This is a genomic window from Streptomyces sp. NPDC047002 (assembly GCF_040704505.1).
In the GTDB taxonomy this organism is placed as follows: Bacteria; Actinomycetota; Actinomycetes; order Streptomycetales; family Streptomycetaceae; genus Streptomyces.
Genome location: NZ_JBEYWC010000007.1, coordinates 82,849 through 105,144 on the forward strand (window position 1 = coordinate 82,849; position 22,296 = coordinate 105,144).

At 71.6% G+C, this 22,296-nt stretch carries 16 protein-coding genes and 3 pseudogenes; 11 read left to right on the plus strand and 8 right to left on the minus strand.

The features are described from left to right. Window positions 1–7: 7 nt before the first annotated feature. The 7 genes and pseudogenes from AB0910_RS09540 to AB0910_RS09570 all read left to right on the plus strand — a co-directional run. Window positions 8–680 (plus strand): annotated as a pseudogene (locus tag AB0910_RS09540) (alkene reductase); the annotation flags it as partial. 134 nt (window positions 681–814) lie between these two features. Beyond that, window positions 815–1,027, plus strand: a pseudogene (locus AB0910_RS09545) (SDR family NAD(P)-dependent oxidoreductase); the annotation flags it as partial. Window positions 1,028–1,059: 32 nt separating this feature from the next. Continuing rightward, window positions 1,060–1,968: pseudogene (locus tag AB0910_RS09550) on the plus strand (aldo/keto reductase). A 783-nt stretch (window positions 1,969–2,751) separates the two neighbouring features. Beyond that, a complete protein-coding gene (locus AB0910_RS09555) occupies window positions 2,752–4,014 on the plus strand; it encodes a DUF3696 domain-containing protein (protein ID WP_366743967.1) in 1,263 nt (420 codons plus the stop codon). Next, complete coding sequence (locus AB0910_RS09560) at window positions 4,004–5,029, plus strand: hypothetical protein (protein WP_366743968.1); 1,026 nt, start codon at window positions 4,004–4,006, stop codon at window positions 5,027–5,029. The genes AB0910_RS09555 and AB0910_RS09560 overlap by 11 nt, the downstream gene beginning before the upstream one ends. Before the next feature lie 2 nt (window positions 5,030–5,031). Further along, on the plus strand, window positions 5,032–6,705 hold the full coding sequence (locus AB0910_RS09565; protein WP_366743969.1) for a DUF262 domain-containing protein: 1,674 nt from the start codon (window positions 5,032–5,034) through the stop codon (window positions 6,703–6,705). Between the two features lie 466 nt (window positions 6,706–7,171). Then, entirely contained in the window at window positions 7,172–9,193 is a 2,022-nt protein-coding gene (locus AB0910_RS09570; protein ID WP_366743970.1) for a thioredoxin domain-containing protein, read from the plus strand. A gap of 40 nt (window positions 9,194–9,233) precedes the next feature. On the opposite strand, the gene AB0910_RS09575 is transcribed toward AB0910_RS09570, so the two are convergent. Next, the gene (locus AB0910_RS09575) at window positions 9,234–9,875 is read right to left on the minus strand and encodes a TetR family transcriptional regulator (RefSeq protein ID WP_366743971.1); all 642 of its coding nucleotides are present in this window, start codon (window positions 9,873–9,875) and stop codon (window positions 9,234–9,236) included. 151 nt (window positions 9,876–10,026) lie between these two features. On the opposite strand from AB0910_RS09575, the gene AB0910_RS09580 reads away from it, so the two are divergent. Together AB0910_RS09580 and AB0910_RS09585 are read left to right on the plus strand one after the other, a co-directional pair. Then, entirely contained in the window at window positions 10,027–10,230 is a 204-nt protein-coding gene (locus tag AB0910_RS09580) for a hypothetical protein (protein ID WP_366743972.1), read from the plus strand. A 452-nt stretch (window positions 10,231–10,682) separates the two neighbouring features. After that, entirely contained in the window at window positions 10,683–12,539 is a 1,857-nt protein-coding gene (locus tag AB0910_RS09585; RefSeq protein ID WP_366743973.1) for a phosphoenolpyruvate carboxykinase (GTP), read from the plus strand. 172 nt (window positions 12,540–12,711) lie between these two features. Here AB0910_RS09585 and bla read toward each other — a convergent pair whose 3' ends face one another. Next, window positions 12,712–13,680: a class A beta-lactamase gene (bla, locus tag AB0910_RS09590; RefSeq protein ID WP_366743974.1), complete on the minus strand. Its 969-nt coding sequence runs from the start codon at window positions 13,678–13,680 to the stop codon at window positions 12,712–12,714. 145 nt (window positions 13,681–13,825) lie between these two features. Here bla and AB0910_RS09595 point away from each other — a divergent pair, with 145 nt between their 5' ends. Further along, window positions 13,826–14,689 carry a LysR family transcriptional regulator gene (locus AB0910_RS09595; protein WP_366743975.1) on the plus strand — a complete coding sequence of 288 codons (864 nt, stop codon included), beginning with the start codon at window positions 13,826–13,828 and terminating at the stop codon, window positions 14,687–14,689. Further along, on the plus strand, window positions 14,686–15,582 hold the full coding sequence (locus tag AB0910_RS09600) for a serine hydrolase (RefSeq protein WP_366743976.1): 897 nt from the start codon (window positions 14,686–14,688) through the stop codon (window positions 15,580–15,582). The genes AB0910_RS09595 and AB0910_RS09600 overlap by 4 nt, the downstream gene beginning before the upstream one ends. 10 nt (window positions 15,583–15,592) lie before the next feature. Here AB0910_RS09600 and AB0910_RS09605 read toward each other — a convergent pair whose 3' ends face one another. From AB0910_RS09605 to AB0910_RS09630, 6 genes are all read right to left on the minus strand, one after another. After that, window positions 15,593–16,264 (minus strand): hypothetical protein, encoded by a 672-nt coding sequence (locus AB0910_RS09605; RefSeq protein ID WP_366743977.1) that lies wholly within the window; start codon window positions 16,262–16,264, stop codon window positions 15,593–15,595. Further along, on the minus strand, window positions 16,251–17,879 hold the full coding sequence (locus tag AB0910_RS09610; protein ID WP_366743978.1) for a VWA domain-containing protein: 1,629 nt from the start codon (window positions 17,877–17,879) through the stop codon (window positions 16,251–16,253). Before AB0910_RS09610 ends, AB0910_RS09605 begins: the two co-directional genes overlap by 14 nt. Next, window positions 17,876–19,081 carry a toxic anion resistance protein gene (locus AB0910_RS09615; RefSeq protein ID WP_366743979.1) on the minus strand — a complete coding sequence of 402 codons (1,206 nt, stop codon included), beginning with the start codon at window positions 19,079–19,081 and terminating at the stop codon, window positions 17,876–17,878. Before AB0910_RS09615 ends, AB0910_RS09610 begins: the two co-directional genes overlap by 4 nt. 85 nt (window positions 19,082–19,166) lie before the next feature. After that, entirely contained in the window at window positions 19,167–20,255 is a 1,089-nt protein-coding gene (locus AB0910_RS09620; protein WP_366743980.1) for a substrate-binding domain-containing protein, read from the minus strand. A 174-nt stretch (window positions 20,256–20,429) separates the two neighbouring features. Then, window positions 20,430–20,825, minus strand: coding sequence for a hypothetical protein (locus AB0910_RS09625; RefSeq protein WP_366743981.1), 396 nt, complete (start codon window positions 20,823–20,825; stop codon window positions 20,430–20,432). A gap of 222 nt (window positions 20,826–21,047) precedes the next feature. Next, the gene (locus tag AB0910_RS09630; protein ID WP_366743982.1) at window positions 21,048–22,259 is read right to left on the minus strand and encodes a pyridoxal phosphate-dependent aminotransferase; all 1,212 of its coding nucleotides are present in this window, start codon (window positions 22,257–22,259) and stop codon (window positions 21,048–21,050) included. Window positions 22,260–22,296 lie beyond the last annotated feature (37 nt).

Here is a 22,296-nt window from a genome sequence, read left to right on the forward strand (position 1 = left end):
GGTGATCATGTCCAAGGTTTTCGAACCGTTCGAGCTGGGCGGCGTCCGGCCGTCCAACCGGATCGTGATGGCCCCCATGACGCGCAGCAGGGCGTACGGCCCGGGGAACAGCCCACCGACCTGACGGCGCAGTACTACGCGCAGCGTGTGGACACCGGCCTCATCGTGACGGAGGGGGCCCCAGCCCTCGCCGTCGGGCCAGGGGGACATCGACACCCCCGGCATCCACTCGGCGCAGCAGATCGAGGCATGGCACAAGGCGACCTCGGCCGTGCACGCCAGAGGCGGCGTCATCTCCCTCCAGCCGCGTCGGGCACCCCGACATCACGGGGCTCGTAGCGGTAGGCCCGTCCGCGGTCGCGGCCGAGGGGGACCTTCACCCGTGACGGCCTCAAGGACTTCATGACCCCGCACGGCTGACCGACGCCGAGATCCACGGCATCGTCGCGGACTTCGCCTCGGCGGCGCACAACGCGGTCGAGGCCGGCTTCGACGGGGTCGAGCTGCACGGCGCCAACGGCTATCTCATCCAGCAGTTCCTCGCGCCCAGCTCCAACCGCAGGAACGACGTCTGGGGCGGCTCGCCCGACGGGCGCGTCCGCTTCGCGGTGGAGGCGGCGCGAGCCGTGCCCGAGGCCGTCGGGCCGGAGCCGCTCGGAGTGTGCATCTCCCCGGCGAGCAACCTCCTCGGCGCCGTCGAGAACGACGCCGCCGACCTGGCCTGACCTACACCGCGCTCGGCTGACCCGCCCTGTCGCCCTGGGGCCCACCGAGACCTCGGCCGGGAAACCGCGTCCCGGCTGGCCGAGCGGGCATGCACGCGGTCATCGGCGGCCGGCGGACCGCTGGGGGAACCGGCCTGGCCGACGCGCTCACCGCCGGGGGGCTGTCCACCGCCTTCCTCCGGCTCGACGTCGCCGACCCCGAGTCCGTCCGCGCGGCTGCCGTGTACGCCGGCGCGCGGCACGGGCGCCTCGATGTGCTCGTCAACAACGCCGGGGCCTTCCAGAGGATCCCAGCGACCGACCTCTCCACCGCCGGGCCGCGCGCCTCTCGCGCATGCCCTCCCTGCACACGGACCAGTGCGCACCTCGGACGAAGGGGCTTCCTGCGACGGATGCGGCGACGCGGCCCGTGGCCGACTCCGGCGCCTTCCTCCTCGGCGGGACCTGCCGGTGCTCCGTCTCGGCTACGGCGCCATGCAGCTGACCGGCCCCGGGGCTCTGGGGCGAGCCCGCAGACCCGCGGGAGGCGGTGCGGGTGCCCCGCCGTGCCGTGGAGCTGGGGTCAACCTGATCGACACGGCCGACAGTTACGGGCCGTTCGTCAGCGCCTCATCCGTGAGGCGCTGCACCCCTACCCGGACGACCTGGTGATCGCCACCAAGGGCGGCATGACCCGATCGGGTCCCGGTGACTGGCGCCCGGTCGGCCGCCCCGAGTACCTGCGGCAGCAGACGGAGCTGAGTCTGCGCCACCTGGGCGTCGAGTGGATCGACCTCTACCAGCTCCACCGCATAGACGCATAGGCGCCGTTGGCCGACCAGCTCGCCGGGCTTGCGCTGCTCCAACAAGAGGGCACGATCCGGCACATCGGCCTGTCCGAGGTGTCGGCCGAGGATCTGCGTGCGACCGGGGACCTGGCGCGGATCGTGTCCATGCCGAACCTGTTCAACCTGCCCGACCGCTCCGCCGAGGCCGTCCGCGACCACGCGGAGCGCGAGGGCCTCGCCCTCATCCCGTGGTTCCCCATGGCCGCCGGCGAACTCGCCCGCCCTGGCGGCCCGCTGGACGCTATCGCCGCACAGCGCGGATCCAGCCCGGGTGCCCTCGCCCTGGCTGATCCGCCGCTCACCCAACATGCTCCCGATCCCCGGCACTTCGAAAGTCGCACCTGGAGCAGAACGCCGCGGCGGCAGGCCTCCGCCTGACGGACAAGGAATACGAGGCCCTTTCCCGGCCCATCTGACCCCTGGCGCTCGGGCGCCGGGACCGCGCGCCCGGAAAAGTGGCGCCGCAACCGTCCCTGCCCGCGACCGGCCCCCACGCCGCCGGTCGAGCCGCCACCTCGCGCCGGCGCCCGACCGCGGCTCCTGAATGCTGGTACGTCCCGCGGCGTCCGGGGCCGGGGCGCCGCCAACATCGCCGCTTCGTGTAGCCCGCACTCCGGCCGCCCGTCCGCGGTGGCGCGAAGACGCCCCCGTAGCGCTCGGGCAGACGTCGCGGACAGGCCGCGGCACACCATGCCGAGCCAGATCCACTGCCTGGCCGCGAACCCAAACCGTTCGTCGCCAGGCTGCCGAGCAGCGCGCGGTCGCTCGGGGATAGCGGCGATGCCGTGACCCTCAACAGTGTCTACAGCCTGCCGTCCGCCCCGGACGGGCATACCTGATCCACTTGTCCTTCGCGCTCCGCTCCGTGGCGGGGGGAGTACGCGGGGATGGGGCATGGCGAACCGACGGGCCCAGAGAGCCCTCCCCACCTTGCTTAAGCTGGGATGACGCAGAGGAGGAGGCCACGGATTGGCAGTCCCCATAGCAGAGCCTCGCCGAGCGCATCAGCGCGGTCGAGGAGATCCACGCCGCTCTGCAGACGCTCAAAACCGTTCAGCCGTAAGCTTGACGGCAGGGCAGCTCTGGGAAGAGCCAAACTCGGGTGCCGTGCTTACGCTGTCTGAGAGTATTGCCGCAGCCACGCTGACGCGCCGTTGGGGCGGCGTGCGCCGGGCATGGTGCGAGTGAACGGAGCTCAAGTGTCGTTGGAGAGGTTCTCGCTGGAGAACTATCGTTGCTTCAAAGAGAAGCAGGAGGTCGAGCTCGGCAAGATCACCATCGTGCTGGGGCGGAACAACGCTGGCAAGAGTGCCGTCGTGCGAGCGCTCCCGCTTCTGTCAATCGGTATCCGCGGTGACTCCCCGTACCCTCTGGACCTGGACTTGATCCAAGGCTTCACTCCTTCGTTCGCCGATCTGATCCACGGCTCGTCACCGCACGGGCACGTTCGCCTGGGGGCATCGATCGGCATTGGGGACGGCAAGGTTGTCAAAGCCGTCGCCGAGGTCCAGAACATCGCCAACCAGGGCATGCAACTGGTTTCCTCGTTAGAGATCTCCTGTGGAGCGGAGGTTGCGAATATCTCCTGGATCCCCGGTAAGGACGCCTACTCCCCGGAGAAGCGCGCTTATTTTGTCGACGGCCACGAGGGCAAAGTTGGATTCCGCGGACTGCTGCCCGATCCGGCCGACTGGCCGGACTCCGTCGGTGGTGTACACGGAGTCACCGGTTTGATTCGGGAAGGCCTCGATGAGATCCGGTATCTGGGCCCGTTCAGAAGGAGCCCGGAACGCTTCTTCCGGTCACCGGTCAGAACCTTGGGGAATGTCGGTCACCGGGGGGAAAGAGCTTTCGGCGTACTCGCCGCGGATGAGATGTATGGGCGCGGCCTGATAGGCCGTGAAGTGAACACTCTGTTGAAAAGTATCCTGCCCGGCTGGCGCCTCGAAGTCACCGACGTCGGATCCGGGATGTATATCCCTAAGCTGCGTTCTCTGCGCGATCCTGATCTCGTCGTCCACATCGATGACGTCGGCACCGGAGTGGTCCAGTTCCTGCCGATAGCGATTCAGCGGGCCGCGGACCGCGTGGAGCCGCCCGCCGGACATGTGATTGAAATCGTGGAGGAGCCCGAGCTCCATCTGCATCCTTCGGCGCACGCAGCCATTGCCGATCTCTATGTCGATGCCGTTCAGAAATCACACGTGCGTTTCCTAGTGGAGACGCACAGCGAGAATTTTCTCCTGAGGCTGCGTAGACGGGTTGCGGAGCGGAAGCTGGTGCCGGAAGACGTGAAGATCTACTTCGTCGAACAGGCCGAGGGGACCTCTGCCTTGCGAAAGATCGAAGTGGACGCCCTCGGCAACCTCGACTACTGGCCTCGGGGAGTCTTCGCTGAGGACTTCGAGGAGGTTCGCGCCCTCGCTGACGCGCAGGCGAATCGGATCAACGATGCGCGTTGAGATTCCGGTCGACCTACTGACAGGCGGTCAGGGAGACGAAAACGCGGAGCTCATATTGAGGCTGATCGCGTTTTTCAGGGAGGCCCGGCACGAGTGGGTTATCTCCCCCCGTGATGTGGACACCGTCCATGCCTTCCTGGAACGTCATGTCCCGGTCTTGGCGCAGATTTACCTACTGCTCGCGCAGAAGGCGAGCATGGCTCAGGTTTGGGCGCCTCATGGGGGGGAGGCCGAGGTGGTCAGAGTGGCTGGGGAGACGCTGGCGGCAGATCTCCGGGATTTGGAGCGGCCAGCTGTGTTGGTTGTGGAGAACGCGGCCTACGACTGGCAGATGATCGAGGCGCTCGCGCGACTATTGGGCTGCGAGGACGTCGTCGACGCTAAGGACGACAGTCGTCTCGGCGTGTACAACGGAGGTGGCAAGGACGGCGCGATTCGGCATGCCGTCGACCAGGCGGGGCAGTTCTCCAGGACCAAGCGCGTGGTTCTGGTCATTGATAGTGACAGTTTCCACCCCGCGGACCGAAATGGCAATCACGAGAAGGCCGAAGCTGCGGCCCGCGAAGGCGTCAGTTCGCACGTCCTCGGACTCCGGGAGATGGAGAACTACATTCCTAATCGGGTCCTAGCCCGCCAGCCGAAGAGTACCGTCGGAATGTCCTCCATGGCCAAGCGTCTGGAATCCCTCAAAAAATTTTCACCCGATCAGCGCGCCCACTTTGACATGAAGCATGGATTCAAAGGGAAACCGCAGAATCGCTCCGACCGTAAGGGGCGGCATTCCGGGAGGGCGGAGACGACCTATGTCATTCCCTCGCGCCATGGTGACCTGTACGACGAAGTGGCGGTACAGGACCTCATCACCCTCCAGGAGGGATTCGGAACGGACTTGCCGGGTTTGTTCCTGAAAGAGGTGATGCGCGGCGGCATATCGGAGCGAGACCTGGATGGCCTGGGTCCCGGAGTGAAGCAGGAATTGCAATCGATGTTCGAGAAGATTCGGGGCGTTATCTGATTATGGGAGATGTTGAAGTGGTCAAGGATATCTCGGTGGTGCCGGAGGTCCACTTCCTGGAGCAGGTGCTGGAGCGGATTTCGCAGGGCGAGCTGCGGGTGCCGAAGTTCCAGCGCCCTTTTCTGTGGCGCCCTGAGCAGATGCTGCAGCTATTCGATAGCATGGAGCGTGGCTATCCGATGGGAAGCCTGCTCATCTGGGAGACCACCATGCCGCTCGAAAGCCTCGACACCATCGGTGGACGCAGGATTCCGCCGGCATCAGAGGGAGCGAAGGTCGCCTACGTGCTAGACGGTCATCAGCGGCTCTCGACGCTCTTCGGCGTCCTTCACCGCTCGGCTGATGCTCCGCGGTCAACGCGGCAAGAGGACTGGATGTGGTGGGTCTACCGGCCGCTCGTCCGGTCGGAAAACGACGGCTTGCGCTACCGGCACTGGAAGAGCGGCGAGGAGGTTCCCAGCCACTATCTGCCCATGCGGTCGGTTCTCGGGACCCTGGATTTCCTCGAATACGCACGGAAGCTGTCCGATGTCTCCGCCTCTCGTGAGGAGGCTGACCGACTCACAACAGAGAGTGAGCGCATCGCAAAGCGAGTAAAGAACTACAAGGTTTCCGTGGTACGCATGGAGGGCGGAACTCTCCAGCAGGCCATCGAGGTCTTTTCCAGGATCAATAGCAGTGGCCAGAAGATGCGTCCCGACCAGATGGTCTCCGCTCTGACTTACGGGACCATTGGCTCGGAGACGCTCAGCGACAAGATGGAGGAGATCAAGGGGCGGGTCGCTGCTTCTGGCTTCGGAGAGATTCCGATCATGACGATCTTTCAGATCGTCCTTGCGCTGTCCGGCGAAGAGGACGTGCAGCGGGACACATCCTGGGAGACGATGGCTCGCAAGGTCCAGGACCAGCTCATGGCCGCAGTGACGGATACCGACCTGATCCTCCAGCGGGTGGTTGAGTTCTTGCGGGACGAGGTCCGGGTTCCGCTGGCCCGATTGGTTCCGTACAATATCCAGATTATGCTGCTCGCTGTTTTCTTCCACTTTTCCGACAAGGTCGAAGCGGAGCAGCGGCTCAAGCTCCGGAACTGGTTCTGGACGACGTCGCTGGCGGGCACCTTCGCCGGGTCGACCACCACTCAGGTCCGGAATTTCATCACGGAGATGAAGGCTTTCGCCCGGGGCAAGGGAGGGCTCAGCTACTCCGGTGAGCGGGCCCGTTCCTTCCCCGAGCGTTTTGACCTGCGCAGCGCGCGCGTGCGCGCATACCTCCTTTGGGATCTGCAAACGTTCCCGGAGCGGAAGGACCTCGACGGCGACACCGCCAACGTGTTGGAGCAGCTTGCGACGGCACATACCGAGACCTATCGCCACATCATCACTCAGAGTGGGGTCCCGGGGGCATCTAGCCCCGCTAATAGGATCGTCATGAGGACACCGCCGGGCGTGTCGATCCGGCAGGCGCTCATTAGACTCGCGGAGGAGGAGAGGACCGACATCCTAGACTCACACGGGGTCAGTCTCGCGTCCATCGAGCACCTCAAGGGCGACGAATTCAACGAATTTATTATGGCGCGCCAGAATGAGCTGGCCGCGCGGGAGAGGCAGTTCATCGAGAGCCTGGGCATCAAGTCGGCGGATAAGGAGATTGGTGAGGCCGACATCGACACCGAGTGAGGGACAGTGATTCCGGGTTTGGCCACGCCATCTCGAAGGTGCGAACTTATTCGCCGTTGGCTCGACGGCCAGCGGCGCCACACGATCCTGCGTGTTTACGTTCTTCTGCCGTGAGGCGGTTCCCCGGAGGGCGGGGCAACAGCGGGGCCACCTGGGACATCACTCAATGGTTCCTTGGTTTTCGAGAGCATTCGTTGGTTTACGACGCGAAGCTCGTCCTGTGCTCCCTGCACCACCGCGGCCGGGATTCTGTGGTCGTTCGGCGAGGCCAATGATTGGCTCGGGTGCCGGAGATGCATGCTGTCGTTCTGCACCGTTTCTCCGGGGTCATGGTGCGCATTCATGCCGGCCCTCTGGGCTGGACATAGCCTTACGCCGAGCAACGGCGGATGGGCGCACCCCGGCATGCGGATGGCGGCATGCGGGTTCCACAGGCAGCCGAGTGTCGTGTGAGAGGCTGGGGCGTATGAACCGGTTGGCTGGTGTGACCTCGCCTTATCTGCTCCAGCACGCTGACAACCCGGTCGACTGGTGGCCGTGGGGGCCCGAGGCGTTCGAGGAAGCGAAACGGCGCGATGTGCCCGTTCTGCTGTCGGTCGGTTACTCCGCGTGCCACTGGTGTCATGTGATGGCCCGCGAGAGTTTTGAGGACGCGGGGACCGCCGCGTACATGAACGAGCACTTCGTCAGCGTCAAGGTGGACCGCGAGGAGCGGCCTGACGTGGACGCCGTGTACATGGAGGCCGTGCAGGCCGCCACGGGGCAGGGCGGGTGGCCGATGACGGTGTTCCTGGACGCGGAGGGGCGGCCGTTCTACTTCGGTACGTACTTCCCGCCCGCGCCGCGCTCGGGGATGCCGTCGTTCCCGCAGGTGCTCGAAGGGGTCGTCAGCGCGTGGCGGGAGCGCAGGGACGAGGTGGGGGAGGTCGCGGGGCGCATCGTCACGGAGCTGGCGGGGCGCTCGCTCGCACACAGCGGCGACGGGCCGCCTGGGGAGCCGGAGTTGGCGCAGGCGCTGCTGGGGCTGACCCGGGACTACGACGCGCAGCGCGGCGGGTTCGGCGGGGCGCCGAAGTTCCCGCCGTCGATGGTGCTGGAGTTCCTGCTGCGCCACCACGGGCGCACGGGTGCCGACGGCGCCCTGCAGATGGCCGCCGACACGTGCGAGGCCATGGCGCGCGGCGGGATGTACGACCAGCTCGGCGGCGGGTTCGCGCGGTACTCGGTGGACCGCGACTGGGTGGTGCCGCACTTCGAGAAGATGCTCTACGACAACGCGCTGCTGTGCCGGGTCTACGCGCACCTGTGGCGCGCCACGGGCTCCGACCTCGCGCGTCGGGTCGCCGTCGAGACCGCGGACTTCATCGTCCGCGAACTGCGCACCGCCGAGGGCGGGTTCGCCTCCGCCCTGGACGCGGACAGCGACGACGGCACGGGCGCGCACGTCGAGGGCGCGTACTACGTGTGGTCGTACGCGCAGCTCACCGAGGTCCTCGGCGAGCAGGACGCGGACTTCGCCGCGGAGTACTTCGGCGTCACCCCCGAGGGGACCTTCGAGCACGGCACCTCCGTGCTGCGGCTGCCGCAGGGCGGCGGGGTGGCGGACGCGGCGCGCGTCGCGTCCGTGCGGGAGCGGCTGCTCGCCGCGCGCGGCCGCAGGACCGCGCCGGGCCGGGACGACAAGGTCGTCGCCGCGTGGAACGGCCTCGCCGTCGCCGCGCTCGCCGAGACCGGCGCGTACTTCGACAGGCCCGACCTGGTGGAGCGGGCGACGGAGGCCGCCGACCTGCTCGTACGGCTGCACCTCGACGACGCGGCGCGGCTGGCCCGCACGTCGCGCAACGGCGCCGCGGGGGCGCACGCCGGCGTGCTGGAGGACTACGGCGACGTCGCCGAGGGCTTCCTCGCGCTGGCCTCGGTGACCGGCGAGGGCGTGTGGCTGGAGTTCGCGGGCTTCCTGCTCGACATCGTCCTCGACCGGTTCACGGGCGCGGACGGCACGCTCTACGACACCGCGGACGACGCGGAGGCGCTGATCCGCCGCCCGCAGGACCCCACGGACAACGCCACCCCTTCCGGGTGGACGGCAGCGGCGGGCGCGCTGCTCTCGTACGCGGCGCACACCGGCTCGGAGCCGCACCGCACCGCCGCCGAGCGGGCGCTCGGGGTGGTGCGGGCGCTCGGTCCGCGGGTGCCGCGGTTCATCGGCTGGGGCCTCGCGGTCGCGGAGGCCGCGCTCGACGGGCCGCGCGAGGTCGCCGTCGTCGGCGACGGGGACGCGGCGGCCGCGCTGCGGCGCACGGCGCTGCTGGCGACGGCGCCCGGCGCGGTGCTCGCGACGGGGCCTGCGGGCAGCGACGAGTTCCCGCTGCTCGCCGACCGGCCGCTGGTGGGCGGCGCGCCCGCCGCGTACGTCTGCCGGCACTTCGTGTGCCGCGCGCCCACCACCGACCCGGCCGCGCTCGCCGCCGAGCTCGGGCGCGCATAGGGGCGGTTCCGGGGGCGCCACGTCGTGGGGCCCCCGGCGCTCAGGGCCGTGCCCGGCCGGTCCCGTCCGTCGTGCGCAGCGCGGCCACCGCGCGGTCGACCAGGGCGAACAGGTCGTCGTCGAAGCCGTGTTCGCCCCAGTGGAGGAGGGCCTCGCGGAGCGCGCCGAGCACCGCGGCGACGAGGACGCGCAGTTCGAGCTCGGCCGGGTCGCGGCCGGTGCGCTCCGCGAGCACCGCGGTCAGCAGCCGGGTCGTGGCCGACATGGCCTCGGTCAGGCGGGCGCGCACCGAGGGCACGTCGACCATCAGCCGGGTCGTCGCCCGGAGTTCCTCCGGCCGGTCGCGCAGCATGGAGCGCAGGCCGTCGACGACCGCGGAGCGCAGCGAGTCGAGCGGCGGCTCGCCGGCCGGGCGGCCGCGCAGCAGGTCCGCCATGACCTGGTCGTACTCGTCGGTGAGGACAATGTCCTCCTTGACAGGGAAGTAGCGGGAGACCGTGGAGGGCGAGACCTCCGCCGCCTCCGCGATCTGCTCGACCGTCGTCGCCTCGTACCCCGCCACCGCGATCAGCCGGTACGTGGCGCGGCGGATGGCGTTCCTCGTCCTGATCTTCTTGCGCTCGCGCAGGCTGAGGCCCGCCCGGCGGTCCGCGAGGCAGGCGAGGTTCGGGGTGAGGTCCATGCCGCTCATTGTCGGGCACCCCGGGAGGCGCGGACCAGCCGCGGACCGTGTGAGCGCCGTGCGCTTGTCACGTACTGTTCGGGGTAGATGCACGCAGCGTTCGTATGTGCTCCGGCGTCAGGTGCCGGAGCGGTCGGAGGGGAGGGTTCGGATGAGGAACGGGATTCATCTGCTGGTCGCCGTCGCCGCGGTGGCGTGCGTGGGAGGCTTCCTGCTGGCCGGACCGGCGGCCGCGCTCGGCGTGGCGGCCGCGGTGGCCGCCGCCGTGGCGTGGCGCGTGGGGGCGGAGTCGCTGCCGCGGCGCCGCCGTCTGCGCGTTTACACGCCGCTGACGGGGAACTCGCGGAAGCGCTGAGGGGCAGCGACCGGGCGGCGCGCACCGCGCCCGCCCGGCTCGCCTCCGCGAGCCCCGGCGTACGGCCCCGGCGTACGGGCAGCCCCGCCTACGGCCCCGACGCGCGAGCGGCCCGTCGACACGCCCGGCCGGGCCCTCGCCCCGCGGATTTGTCAAATCTTTAGCCCTTTCTTTACGCCCACGTCAGGGCCCCTTCAGCACGCTCCGAACGCCCGCCGCGCCGCCGCGCCCTGCCACGTTTCCGCCTCGCCGACCTGCGCGTCCCTTGATCCGCCGCGCGGCGGTTCCGCCGCCCGGCCGTGGCGATGCTCACGTGTGCGGCCCTCTGGACAGATGGGCACCCAGGCCGGATGATCAAATGAGTGCGGTCGGCACCGGATGAGCATGGCGTGCAAGCGTCCGGGTCGCAGCCCCCAAGGGGCCCCAACTCACACCCTCATCAAGGAGCACGCGTGGCACGCGACATGGCAGCCCCCGTCCTCACGCCCACCGACACCACCGCGCCCACCCGGCACAGGGAACTGCTCTCGTGGGTCGAGGAGATCGCCTCGATCACCCAGCCCGACCGCGTCGTGTGGTGCGACGGGTCCGAGGCCGAGTACGAGCGCCTGTGCGAGGAGCTGGTCGCCAAGGGCACGTTCACCCGGCTCGACCCGGCCAAACGCCCCAACTCGTACTACGCCGCCTCCGACCCGTCGGACGTGGCGCGCGTCGAGGACCGCACGTTCATCTGCTCGGCCAAGGAGGAGGACGCGGGGCCGACCAACCACTGGATGGACCCCGCGCGGATGCGGGACGTCTTCACCGGCGAGCAGGGCGTCTTCCGCGGTGCGATGCGCGGCAGGACCCTCTACGTCGTCCCGTTCTGCATGGGCCCGCTCGGCTCCCCGCTCTCCGCGCCCGGCGTCGAGCTGACCGACTCCGCGTACGTCGCCGCCTCCATGCGCACCATGACCCGCATGGGCAGCGCCGTCCTCGACGAGCTGGGCGACGACGGCTTCTTCGTGAAGGCCGTCCACACCCTCGGCGCGCCCCTCGCCCCCGGCGAGGCCGACGTGCCGTGGCCCTGCAACACCACCAAGTACATCTCGCACTTCCCCGAGGACCGCGAGATCTGGTCGTACGGCTCCGGCTACGGCGGCAACGCGCTGCTCGGCAAGAAGTGCTACGCCCTGCGCATCGCGTCCGTGATGGCGCGCGACGAGGGCTGGCTCGCCGAGCACATGCTGATCCTCAAGCTCACCCCGCCGAGCGAGGGCGGCGGGGCCGCGGAGCCGAAGTACGTGGCCGCCGCCTTCCCCTCCGCCTGCGGCAAGACCAACCTCGCCATGCTGGAGCCCACCGTCCCCGGCTGGACGGTGGAGACCATCGGCGACGACATCGCCTGGATGCGCTTCGGCGAGGACGGCCGTCTCTACGCCATCAACCCGGAGGCCGGGTTCTTCGGCGTCGCGCCCGGCACCGGCGAGCACACCAACGCCAACGCCATGAAGACCATGTGGGGCAACTCCGTCTTCACCAACGTCGCGCTCACCGACGACGGCGACGTGTGGTGGGAGGGCATGACCGAGGAGCCGCCCGCCCACCTCACCGACTGGAAGGGCAACGACTGGACGCCCGCGTCCGAGACGCCCGCCGCCCACCCCAACGCCCGCTTCACCGTGCCCGCGGGGCAGTGCCCGATCATCGCGCCCGAGTGGGAGGACCCCAAGGGCGTGCCGATCTCGGCGATCCTCTTCGGCGGCCGCCGCGCCTCCGCCGTACCGCTGGTGACGGAGTCCTTCACCTGGCAGCACGGCGTGTTCCTCGGCGCGAACGTCGCGTCGGAGAAGACCGCGGCCGCCGAGGGCAAGGTCGGCGAGCTGCGCCGCGACCCGTTCGCCATGCTGCCGTTCTGCGGCTACAACATGGGCGACTACATGAACCACTGGCTCGAGGTCGGCGCCGACCGCGACCCGGCGAAGCTGCCGCGCATCTACTACGTCAACTGGTTCCGCAAGGACGACAAGGGCTCCTTCGTGTGGCCCGGCTTCGGCGAGAACAGCCGCGTCCTGAAGTGGATCGTGGAGCGCCTCGACGGCACGGCCGAGGGCGTGGAGTCCCCGATCGGCACCCTGCCGACCAGGGAGGCGCTCGACATCGAGGGCCTCGGACTCTCCGACGCCGCCCTCGACCTGCTGCTCACGGTCGACAAGGAGGTCTGGCGCGAGGAGGCCGGGCTGATCCCCGAGCACCTCGACACCTTCGGGGACCACACGCCGGCCGCGCTGTGGGACGAGTACCGCGCCCTGGTGAAGCGCCTCGGCTGAGGTCGAACCCCCGGAGCCGTGGCGACGGTTCCGGGGGCCCGGTTGACCCCGCGCACGGCAGCGGACCCGTACCGGCGGTCGGCCTGGTTCGGCGGTCGACCCCGTACGGCACAGGTCGCGGTCGGCCCCTGCGCGGGTCGCGCGAGCGCCGCGGCCAAGCGCCCGCGAGCGCCTACGTGAGCGCCGCGGCCACGACCGCCGCCGCCCTGGCGATCGCCGGCTCGTCCATCGGGGCGTCGCGCCCGGGACGGGCCGACAGCACGGAGAGCACGATCGGCGCCCCGCCGGGCGGCTGTACGACCCCGACGTCGTTGGCCGCCCCGTACCCCGTGCCCGTGCCGGTCTTGTCGGCCCGCACCCAGTCGGCGGGCAGGCCCTTCCCGAACCGCTCCCCGTCCGTGGTGTTGGCGGTGAGCCACCCCGTGAGCAGCCGCCGGTCGGCGGGCGCAAGCACGCTCCCCAGCACAAGGCGCCCGTACGTCGTCCCGATGGCGCGCGGGCTCGTCGTGTCCGTCACGCGCCAGGGCTCCGCCGTGTTGAGGTCGGGCTCCCACCGGTCGAGCCGCGTCCGCGCGTCCCCGACCGAGCGGGCGAAGCGGGTGACGGCGGCAGGGCCGCCGAGCGCGCGCAGCAGCAGGTTGCCCGCCGCGTTGTCGCTGACGCCGACGGCCGCCGCGCACAGCTGCGCGACCGTCATGCCGTGCGCCAGGTTCTCCGGCTTCCCCGTGACGGGCGCGCCGCCCGACGCCTCGGTGAACTCCCGGCTGTAGTGCACCCGCCGGGCCAGGTACGACCCGTCGTGGTCCAGGTCGCGCAGGACGGCGGCGGCCGCGAGGGTCTTGAAGACCGAGCACATCGCGAACCGCTCGTCCGCGCGGTGGACGACCGTACGGCCGGTGCGGGTGTCGCGGGCGAACACCCCGAGCCGCACCCCGCGCAGCCGCTCCACCTCCCGGAGCGCGGCTGCCGCGTCCCTGAGCCGGGCGGCCTGCTCGCCGGCGGGCGCGGGGGCCGGTGCGGACGCCCGCGCGGGTGCGGCAGCGCCGAGCGCCGCGGTGAGCGCGGTGCCCGCGCCCAGCGCGAGGGCCGTGCGGCGGGACGTGGGCCGGTGGCCTGCGGCCGGGGGGATCTGCGGTGACATCGCTGCTCGCTTCCTTTCGGCGGTGGCTGCGGTAGGGGGAGTCAACCGGCGCCGCGCCGCCATGTCGAATAGGCTCTCGCACCACGAGCTATTCACAGGTCGTATCGCCGCACGCGGAAGGGGCCGCTTGCTCACGGAACGGCACTTGGAAATCTTTGTCGCGCTCGCCGAGGAGGAGCACTTCGGCAGCGCGGCCCGGCGCGTCGGCATCACCCAGCCGCCGCTCTCGCAGGGGCTGCGCCGCCTCGAAGCGCTGCTCGGGGTGCGGCTGTTCGACCGGGGCAGGGGCGTGGCGCTGACCGACGAGGGCGCGCGGCTGCTGCCGCACGCGCGCACCGCGCTCGCCGCCATCGGCGAGCTGCGCGAACGCGGCGCCAGAGAGCGGGCCGAGGGCCCGAGCATCCGCCTCGGGGTCGCGCCTGAGGTGCCGTCCCGGCTGGTCGCGGCGCTCGCCGCCGCGCCCGCGCGTGCCGGGCTGCGGGGCCGGATCGGCGTGGTGACGGCGCCGACCGCGTCCCTGCTGGCGCAGGTCGCCGCGGGGCGGCTCGACCTCGCGGTGATCCGCCATCCCGCGGTCCTCGGCGGGCTCGCCGCCGGGCGCGTCGCCCTCCTCCCGACCTGGCGCCTGGCCCCTGCCGCCGGGCCCGGCGGGCCGCGCCGGCTGCCGGTCGCCGTGCGGCCGCGCAGCGAGGCGCCCGCGGCCCACGACCTGTTCGTCGACGCGCTCGCCAGCAGGGGGCGGCGCGTGGAGACCGTCGTGGTGCCGGACGAGCGCGCCGCGCTCGCGCTGGTCGCCGCCGGGCAGGCGACGCTGGTCACCGCCGACGGGTCCCTCGCCGCCGAGGGCGTCGAGCGCACCGCGGCCACCGACCCGCCGCTTCCGCTGCGGCTGCGCGTGGTGTGGGACCCGCGCATTCCGGCGGCCGAGGAGACCGGGCGCACCGCGCGGGCGCTGACCGGCGCGCTGCTCGCGGGGGCGCCCGCCCGCACCGCGGGGGACGCGCCATGAGCGGGATCGAACGCGAGTTGCGCGACCTGTTCGCCGACGCGGGGGTGCGGGGCTGGCTGCACGTGGCGGACGTGCGCGACCCCGCGGCGCGCGTGGCGGTCGACCCCGAGGGCAACGTCCCCGTGGGCTCGCTCTACAAGGTGCCGCTGATGGTCGCGTTCTGCCGGCTCGCGGAGGCGGGCGTGCTCGACCCCGTGCGGCGGCTCACGCTCGACCCCGCCGACCGGGTCCCCGGGCCCACCGGGCTCTCGCTGCTGCGGGACGCCGCGACGCTGTCGCTGCGCGACCTGGTCGTGCTGATGATGACGGTCTCCGACAACACGGCGGCCGACGCGGTGCTGCGCGCGGTCGGCCCCGCGGCCGTCGAGGAGGTCTGCCGCATCTTCGGGATGCCCCGTACGCACATCAGGGGCGGCGCCGCCCGCGCCTGGGAGCGGCTCGTCGAGGAGACCGGGGCTGCCTCGCCGGCCGCCGCGCTCGCCCGGGTCGCGGACAACGACGAGGCCGTCTCCGACGCGGTGTACGACCCGGTCTCCAAGGCGTCCAGCACGCCCGCCGACATGGCGCGGCTGCTGCGCGCGATCTGGACGGACCGCGCCGCGTCCGCCGAGTGGTGCCGCTTCATGCGGGAGGCGATGGGCAGCCAGGCGTGGAGCCACCGGCTCGCGTCCGGCTTCCCGTACGACGATGTGACGGTGTCGGGCAAGACGGGCACGTTCGGCGCGATGCGCCACGAGGCGGGCGTCGTGGAGCTGGCCGACGGCAGCGCGTACACCGCCGTGGTGTTCACCCGGGCGGCCCGCGCCGACCGGCGCCTGCCGCGCGCCGACGCGGTGATCGGCGCTGCGGCCAGGGCCGCCGTCGAGGAGCTGCGGGCCGCAGAAGGACGCTGAGCCGCCGGGGTCAGGCGCCGTCGGTGCCCGGTGCCCGGTGGCGGCTCTCCAGGTAGTGGGTGTGGGTCTGCTGCCGGCGCGCCCCCGCCTCGCGCAGGGCCTCGGCGAGCGCGCCCGCCTCCTCACGCAACACCGCGAGCTGGCGCTCCAGATGGCGCTCGGGCGGCTGGGCGCCCGGCTGGAGCCGGTGCCACCAGCGGGTCCTGACGTACGAGTCGACGGACTCCGGCACGTCCTGCCTGATCGCACGGGAGAGCACGTGGACGGCCTCGGGGTCGCCGGCGAGCGCGTCGCCGGCCCAGCCGGGTCCGAGGAGCATGCCGAGCAGGCCGAGCAGCTCGTCGGCGGCCGCACGGGCCGCGTCGGGCAGGTCCGCCTCCGCCACGTACGCCCGCAGCGCGGCCAGGTCGGCGCGCAGGCCGCCGAGCCCTTCGGCGTCCGCGCCGCTGTCGCCCGCGGCCCCCTCGGTGAACACCGGGGCGGCCGGGCGGCGCGGCGGGTGGACCAGCGCGCCCGCCGCGTACAGTCCGGCCACGGCGGCGGGCCAGAACGGTCCTGTCAGGCCGGTCGCGCCGAGGACGACGCCGACGAGGCCCGCCGCGCACCCCGTGATGTTCTTGCCGGACTCCAGATAGCCGAGGACCCGGCCGGGCGCCCTGCGGCCGTCGTCACTGGTAGCCACGGATCTCCTCGAAGGCGCCGTCGAGCGCCGTGTCACCGCCCGTCGCGTCGAACAGCCGGCCGCCCGTCAGCGCCGCGATGTGCGTCAGCTCGGCCCGGTCGGCGTCCCCGAACACGACGGGGAAGACAGGCGTGTTGCGCCGCGCCGCCGGGAGTGCCGCGTAGAACGCGTCGAACGCGCCCGCGGGGGAGCCGGAGTTGGACTCGCCGTCCGTCATCAGCACGATGGAGGTGAAGGCGTCGCCGCCGCCGGAGCCGAGGTGCGCGTACGCCGCTTCGAGGCTGTCGTAGACCGCGGTGTTCCCGGACGCCGTCAGGCGTCCGATGTCCGTGTGGAGGGCCGCGAGCGACGTCTGCGGGTCCGCCGGGTCGACCGTGCGGGTCGTGACGTGCTTGACGGCGGTGCCGAACGGCAGCAGCGTCACCTGCTCGCGGTCCCTGAAGTGGTCGGCGGCGCCGCCGCCTTGCTCCCCGGAGCCGGTGAGGCCGCCGAGCGCCCGCTTGAGGCCCGCGAGGCGCGGGCCCGCCATGGAGCCCGACGTGTCGAGCGCGTAGACCGTGCGGGAGGGGCGCCGCAGCTTGTTCTCGTACGCGTCGAGCAGGCCGTTCGCCACCGCGAGCGAGCCGGGGAAGGGCAGTTCGCGCCGCTTGCCCGCGGCGAGCCCGGCCGCGGGCGCCACCGAGGGCACGACCGGCCGCCGGTACGTCTGCGCGCTGATCCGCCGCTGGACGGCCGGGGTGCGCAGGTACGCGGTGAGCGCGTCGGCCGCGGCGCGCGCGTCACGCGGCGCCGACGTCAGCAGCGTGAAGGGGTAGTTGGCGGTGATCACCCCGTCCTCGGGGCGGATCACGGTGAGACCCGCGTGGTCCGTGCGGTTCAGCTCCGTCAGGACGGACTCGTAGTTGACCACCGCACCCACCGAGGTGTCGCGCCGGTACGCCGCCGCAAGCCACCCCGAGGAGCCCGAGGTCAGCTTCTGCCCGGCGAAGAACGCGGCCAGCCTGTCCGAGGCGCCCGCCACGTCGGACCCGCTCAGCGCCGACTCGGCGCCGGAGAGCGCGGAGGCGACCGAGACCAGCGCCGCGTAGCCGGAGTTGGAGCGCGCCGGGTCGGTCATGCCGTAGGTCAGTCCGCGGCGCATCACCGCGTCGTACACGTCGGACCAGGTCACGTCCGCCGGATCGCGGCCGAGCCGCCCGACGTCCGCCGAACGCACGCCGATCGCCACCGGCGAGGCCATCACCGGCGTCTCGTCGGTGATCTTCGCCTCGGTGCCCGGCAGGAGCCGCAGGTAGTCGTTGGACGAGAGCCAGACCGCGTCGTACGTCCCCGCGGCGCCGCCGTCCGCGACGAGCTTCGCCGCGTCGAGCGTGCCGGAGTACGTCATCCGCACCTCCACGCCGGTCGCCTGCTTCGCGTCCTTGAGGATCCCCGCCATGTCGGACAGCTCGCTCGACGCGAGGACGCGCAGCACGCCCCGGTGGTGGGCGCCCGGCGCGTCCCGGCTCGCCGCAGGGTCCCCGGCGCCGCCCGAGGTGCAGGCCGTCGCCGTGAGCAGCGTCGCCGCCAGCGCGGCGAGCGCCCGCAGCGGTCCGGTGCGCGGCCGCCGCCTCATCCGGCACCGCCTTCCAGCGCGCTCGCCGACCTGCTGCGCTCCACGTGCGTGCGCGCGGTGCGCAGTTCGCCGCTGAGCGACTCGACGGTCGCCGCCATCGCCTCCGTGGCCTGCACCTTGTACGAGTCGATCGCGTCGAGCGTCCGGTAGATCTGCTGGAAGGCGGAGCGCAGCGTCTCCACCCCGACGGCCGGGTCTGCGGCGATGCGCTGCACGTCGCCCGACTGGGTCGCGAGCATCTCCGCGTTGCCCCTGATCAGGTCGTCCGTCGTCGCCCGCAACACCGTGACCTGCTCGCCGACCGTGCGCTGGCTCTCCAGCGCCTGCGCCAGCATCACCGCGATGCGCAGCGCCGACACCGTGGTGGTGGCGGCCCGGTCGACGCCCTTGACCAGCTCGTCGTTGTTGCGGCGCACGACGTCCATCGCGAGGTAGCCCTGCGCGCACACCGCGAGCTGGGTGAGCAGGTCCTGGTGCTTCTGGCGGACGGGGAAGAGGACGTCTGCGCGCAGCGCGTCCGCCTGGGCCGCGTCCGTCGACTCGACGGCGGTCACCCGCCGTTCGACCGCTGCGTCCAGTGCCTCGGTGAGCACCGCGTACTCCTGGAGCTTGCCCATGGTCTCCCACAGGCGGGTGCGCTCCGTGTGCAACGCGGCGTTGTCCCTGCGCAGTTCGTCCTGGCCGCTGCGGAGCGCGCCGACGATCTTCTGGAGAGTGGCCTGCGACGAGGCGTACTTGGCGACATGGTCGCGCAGTCTGTTGCCGCCCGGCAGCCGCGACAGCAGGCGGCGGCCGCGGCCCGCGCCGTCGCGCGGGTCCAGGTCCTCGACCGTGCGGCGCAGCTCGACCAGCGAACTGCCCACGCGGGCCTGGGCGTCCTCGCCGCCGCTCGCCAGCGAGCGCACCGTGCGCTCCAGCATCCGGTTGGACTGCTGGGCCGCGCTGCGGATGTCGCCCGCGCCGAGGTGCGCGATCTCGCCGATGCGCGCGGTGAACTCGGGCGAGCGCGCGTCGAGTACGGAGAGCGAGGAGACGTACTCGGCGGCCCTGCGCTCCATCTCCTCGCGCACGGACGTGTCGAGCGGCACAAGACCTGAGGCCTGGTCGGTGCGCACCGGCCGCACGGGATCGGGCGGGGTGAGGACCAGCTCGCTCGAATCGTCCGGCACGCCGCTGACCTCCGTGCTGTTCTGTGTGGACATGGGCCCCCCTGGGCATGCGGTGGGCGTACGGACTGCTGCGCGTACGCGGATGGGCGGCGGCCGGGGACCGCCACGGCGCCCGGCGTCAGGACCTGGCCTCCCTGGCCATCCGCCGGATGATGTCGCTGGTGGGCACCGGCGCGAGCACGATGCCCCGCAGCGGCCTGTTGAGATAGGCGTCGTCGCCCGCGGTGGCCGTGTCGAAGGCCGCGCGGGCGGCCCGCGGCCGGAAGCCGTGCGCCACTTCGAGGCGCTGGAGCTCCGGGTCGGAGGTGAGCAGCTCGCTGAACCGCCGGCCCGCGGGCGTCAGCGGTACCACGGTGTGGTCGCTGCTCACGGTGGTGTCGGGGTAGAGCGTCACCAGGTCGCCCGGGTCCTGGTGGGCCAGCAGCAGCGCGGCCACCTGCGACTCGTAGGCGAGCACCAGCGGGGTGCCGACCCCGCTGATGAAGTCCGTGAACGGCTCCTCGGAGCTGGACTTCTGCGCTCCCTGCGCCGCCACGAGCTTCTTCAGCAGCGGCGCGGTGCGGTCGAGTCCTGCCTGGTCGGTGACGACGCTGTCGCCGTTGGCGACATAGCCGGCGTCCGCGAGCAGCAGGGCACCCGAGTTGGAGGTCTCGGGGTCGGTGGAGGTGATGGTGAGGGTGCCGCGCAGCTCGGCGTGGGCGGCCGCGCCCTTCAGGTCCTGCCACGTGGTGTCGCGGTCGGCGGCCTTGAGGTACGCGGCCATCCGCAGCGTGCCCCGGTGCGCGGCGTCGAGCGAGGCGAGGCCGTTGTCCGCGAGCACCTGTGCGGCGGCGCGGGTGGCGACCACGACGAGCGGCGAGTAGAACGGCCGGGGCAGCTCGCGGGTGACATGGAGCTGCGCGGCGAGCGCGTCGGCCGGCGCCTGCGAGGAGGGGAAGGCGAAGTCCTCGCCCTTGAGCGGCTGGTCCTGCATGGCCCACGAGCCCGAGGTCACGGCCTTGACCGTGAAGCCCTCGGCCGCGAGCGCCTTCCGTACGGCGGGGTCGGCGAAGAAGTCCGCCTTCTCCGAGCCGATCACACCGTGTACCTGGACCGCGGTCTTCGTTGCCGGGCCCGTACCGTCCGCGGAGAGGCGGGTGACCACGAGGGAGGCCACGCCGCCGGTCAGCACCACCGCGAGAACGATTCCCAGGATGCGTGTCTTCACAGGGGGAGCGTGCTCTCGGAACCCCACATTCCGGGCGGTTTCCGGTGGACGGCGGGTGAAGTGCGCATCCCGGTAACGAACCGGAGGTATCTGTTCCGGCCTGAGGGGGCGGCGGCCTCGCGGTCGGGCGGCACGGTGCCCCCGCTGAGTCCCGCACGGTGCGGGACCCGCGGGTCAGCGCGCGCCCGTGAGCTCCGGCAGGTTCGCCTGGGCCGCGGTGTGCGCCTCCAGGCGCTCCGCGAGGAGTTCCGCTGCGCGCACGTCCGCGCGCGCCTCGGCGACAACGAGCGCGCGGGCCGCCGCTGCCGCCGCGCGGTGGTGCAGCTCGGGGTGGTGGTCGCGGTCCTCGTCCGCGGCGGCGCGCGCCGGCTCGGCGCCGCGCAGCCGCACGATCTCCCGCAGCACGCGCGCCGCGGCCTCGTCGAGACCGAGCTCGTCGGTGACCGTGAGGAGGGCCGTCAGATAGCCGGCGAGCTGGCTGTCCAGCTCCTCCTCGCGGCTGCGGTGCGGGACGTCGGGGCGCGGGCCGGCCATCGAGTGGACCGACTTGGTACGGATCGGCTCGTACATGGCAGGGCCTCCTGGCATCGTCAGGAAACCATCCTACATTGGAATCAGTCTAAAACTGAGGGGAATCGATGATCGTTGTGTGGCGGTGTGCCGGAGCGGGGCGCCGCGTGCGCGCGGCGTGGGCGCGGGGCTGCCCTGCGTGACCGCAGCGGGGTCTTGGGTACGACCGCCGCGGGCGCGAATGGGCCCCGCGGCGCCCGGGGGCCGCGGGGCCTGCCGCGCTCAGTGCTGCCCGTAGCCGTCGAGGAAGGTGCCGATCCGGGTCACCGCGTCCGCCAGGTCGGCCGCGGCGGGCAGCGTGACGATGCGGAAGTGGTCGGGCTCGGGCCAGTTGAAGCCCGTGCCGTGCACCACCATGATCTTCTCGGCCCGCAGCAGGTCGAGCACCATCTCCCGGTCGTCCTTGATCTTGTAGACCGCCGGGTCGAGGCGCGGGAAGAGGTACAGCGCGCCCTTCGGCTTCACACAGGTCACGCCGGGGATTCGGGTCAGCAGCTCGTACGCCGTGTCCCGCTGCTCCAGGATCCGGCCGCCGGGCAGCACCAGGTCGTCGATGGACTGCCGGCCGCCGAGCGCCGCGGCCACCGCGTACTGCGAGGGCATGTTGGCGCACAGCCGCATGTTGGCGAGGATCGTCAGGCCCTCGATGTACGAGGCCGCGTGGCTCTTGGGGCCGCACACCGCGAGCCAGCCGGAGCGGAAGCCCGCCACCCGGTAGTTCTTCGACAGGCCGTTGAACGTCAGCGTCAGCAGGTCGGGCGCGAGCGCGGCCGTCGGGGTGTGGGTGGCGCCGTCGTAGAGGATGCGGTCGTAGATCTCGTCCGAGCAGACGACCAGGCCGTGGCGGCGCGCCACGTCGGTGAGCGCGGTCAGCATCTCCGGCCCGTACACGGCGCCCGTCGGGTTGTTCGGGTTGATGATCACGATCGCCTTGGTGCGGTCGGTGATCTTGCGCTCGATGTCCGCGAGGTCGGGCTGCCACTCCGCCTGCTCGTCGCACCTGTAGTGCACGGCGGTGCCGCCGGCGAGCGAGACCGAGGCCGTCCACAGCGGGTAGTCGGGCGCGGGGACCAGCACCTCGTCGCCGTCGTCGAGCAGCGCCTGCATGGCCATCTGGATCAGCTCGGAGACGCCGTTGCCGAGGTAGATGTCCTCGACGCCGACGTCGATGCCCTTGGTCTGGTAGTGCTGCATGACTGCGCGCCTGGCCGCGAGCAGGCCCTTCGCGTCGCCGTAGCCGTGCGCCGTGGCGAGGTTGCGGAGCATGTCCTCCAGGATCTCCGGCGGGCACTCGAAGCCGAACGCCGCCGGGTTGCCCGTGTTGAGCTTGAGGATGCGGTGGCCTGCCGCCTCAAGGCGCATCGCCTCGTCGAGCACCGGGCCCCGGATCTCGTAACAGACGTTGGCGAGCTTGGTCGACTGGATCACCTGCATGACGGCCACTGTACGGGCGCCGCCCCGGGGCCGCGCC

Coding starts and splice junctions, on each gene's coding strand:
- AB0910_RS09610 (WP_366743978.1), bottom strand. CDS start 17,879: ATGAGGCGGCGGCCGCGCACCGGACCGCTGCGGGCGCTCGCCGCGCTG.
- AB0910_RS09630 (WP_366743982.1), bottom strand. CDS start 22,259: ATGCAGGTGATCCAGTCGACCAAGCTCGCCAACGTCTGTTACGAGATC.
- AB0910_RS09565 (WP_366743969.1), top strand. CDS start 5,032: ATGGGAGATGTTGAAGTGGTCAAGGATATCTCGGTGGTGCCGGAGGTC.
- AB0910_RS09570 (WP_366743970.1), top strand. CDS start 7,172: ATGAACCGGTTGGCTGGTGTGACCTCGCCTTATCTGCTCCAGCACGCT.
- AB0910_RS09575 (WP_366743971.1), bottom strand. CDS start 9,875: ATGGACCTCACCCCGAACCTCGCCTGCCTCGCGGACCGCCGGGCGGGC.
- AB0910_RS09580 (WP_366743972.1), top strand. CDS start 10,027: ATGAGGAACGGGATTCATCTGCTGGTCGCCGTCGCCGCGGTGGCGTGC.
- AB0910_RS09625 (WP_366743981.1), bottom strand. CDS start 20,825: ATGTACGAGCCGATCCGTACCAAGTCGGTCCACTCGATGGCCGGCCCG.
- AB0910_RS09615 (WP_366743979.1), bottom strand. CDS start 19,081: ATGTCCACACAGAACAGCACGGAGGTCAGCGGCGTGCCGGACGATTCG.
- bla (WP_366743974.1), bottom strand. CDS start 13,680: ATGTCACCGCAGATCCCCCCGGCCGCAGGCCACCGGCCCACGTCCCGC.
- AB0910_RS09600 (WP_366743976.1), top strand. CDS start 14,686: ATGAGCGGGATCGAACGCGAGTTGCGCGACCTGTTCGCCGACGCGGGG.
- AB0910_RS09560 (WP_366743968.1), top strand. CDS start 4,004: ATGCGCGTTGAGATTCCGGTCGACCTACTGACAGGCGGTCAGGGAGAC.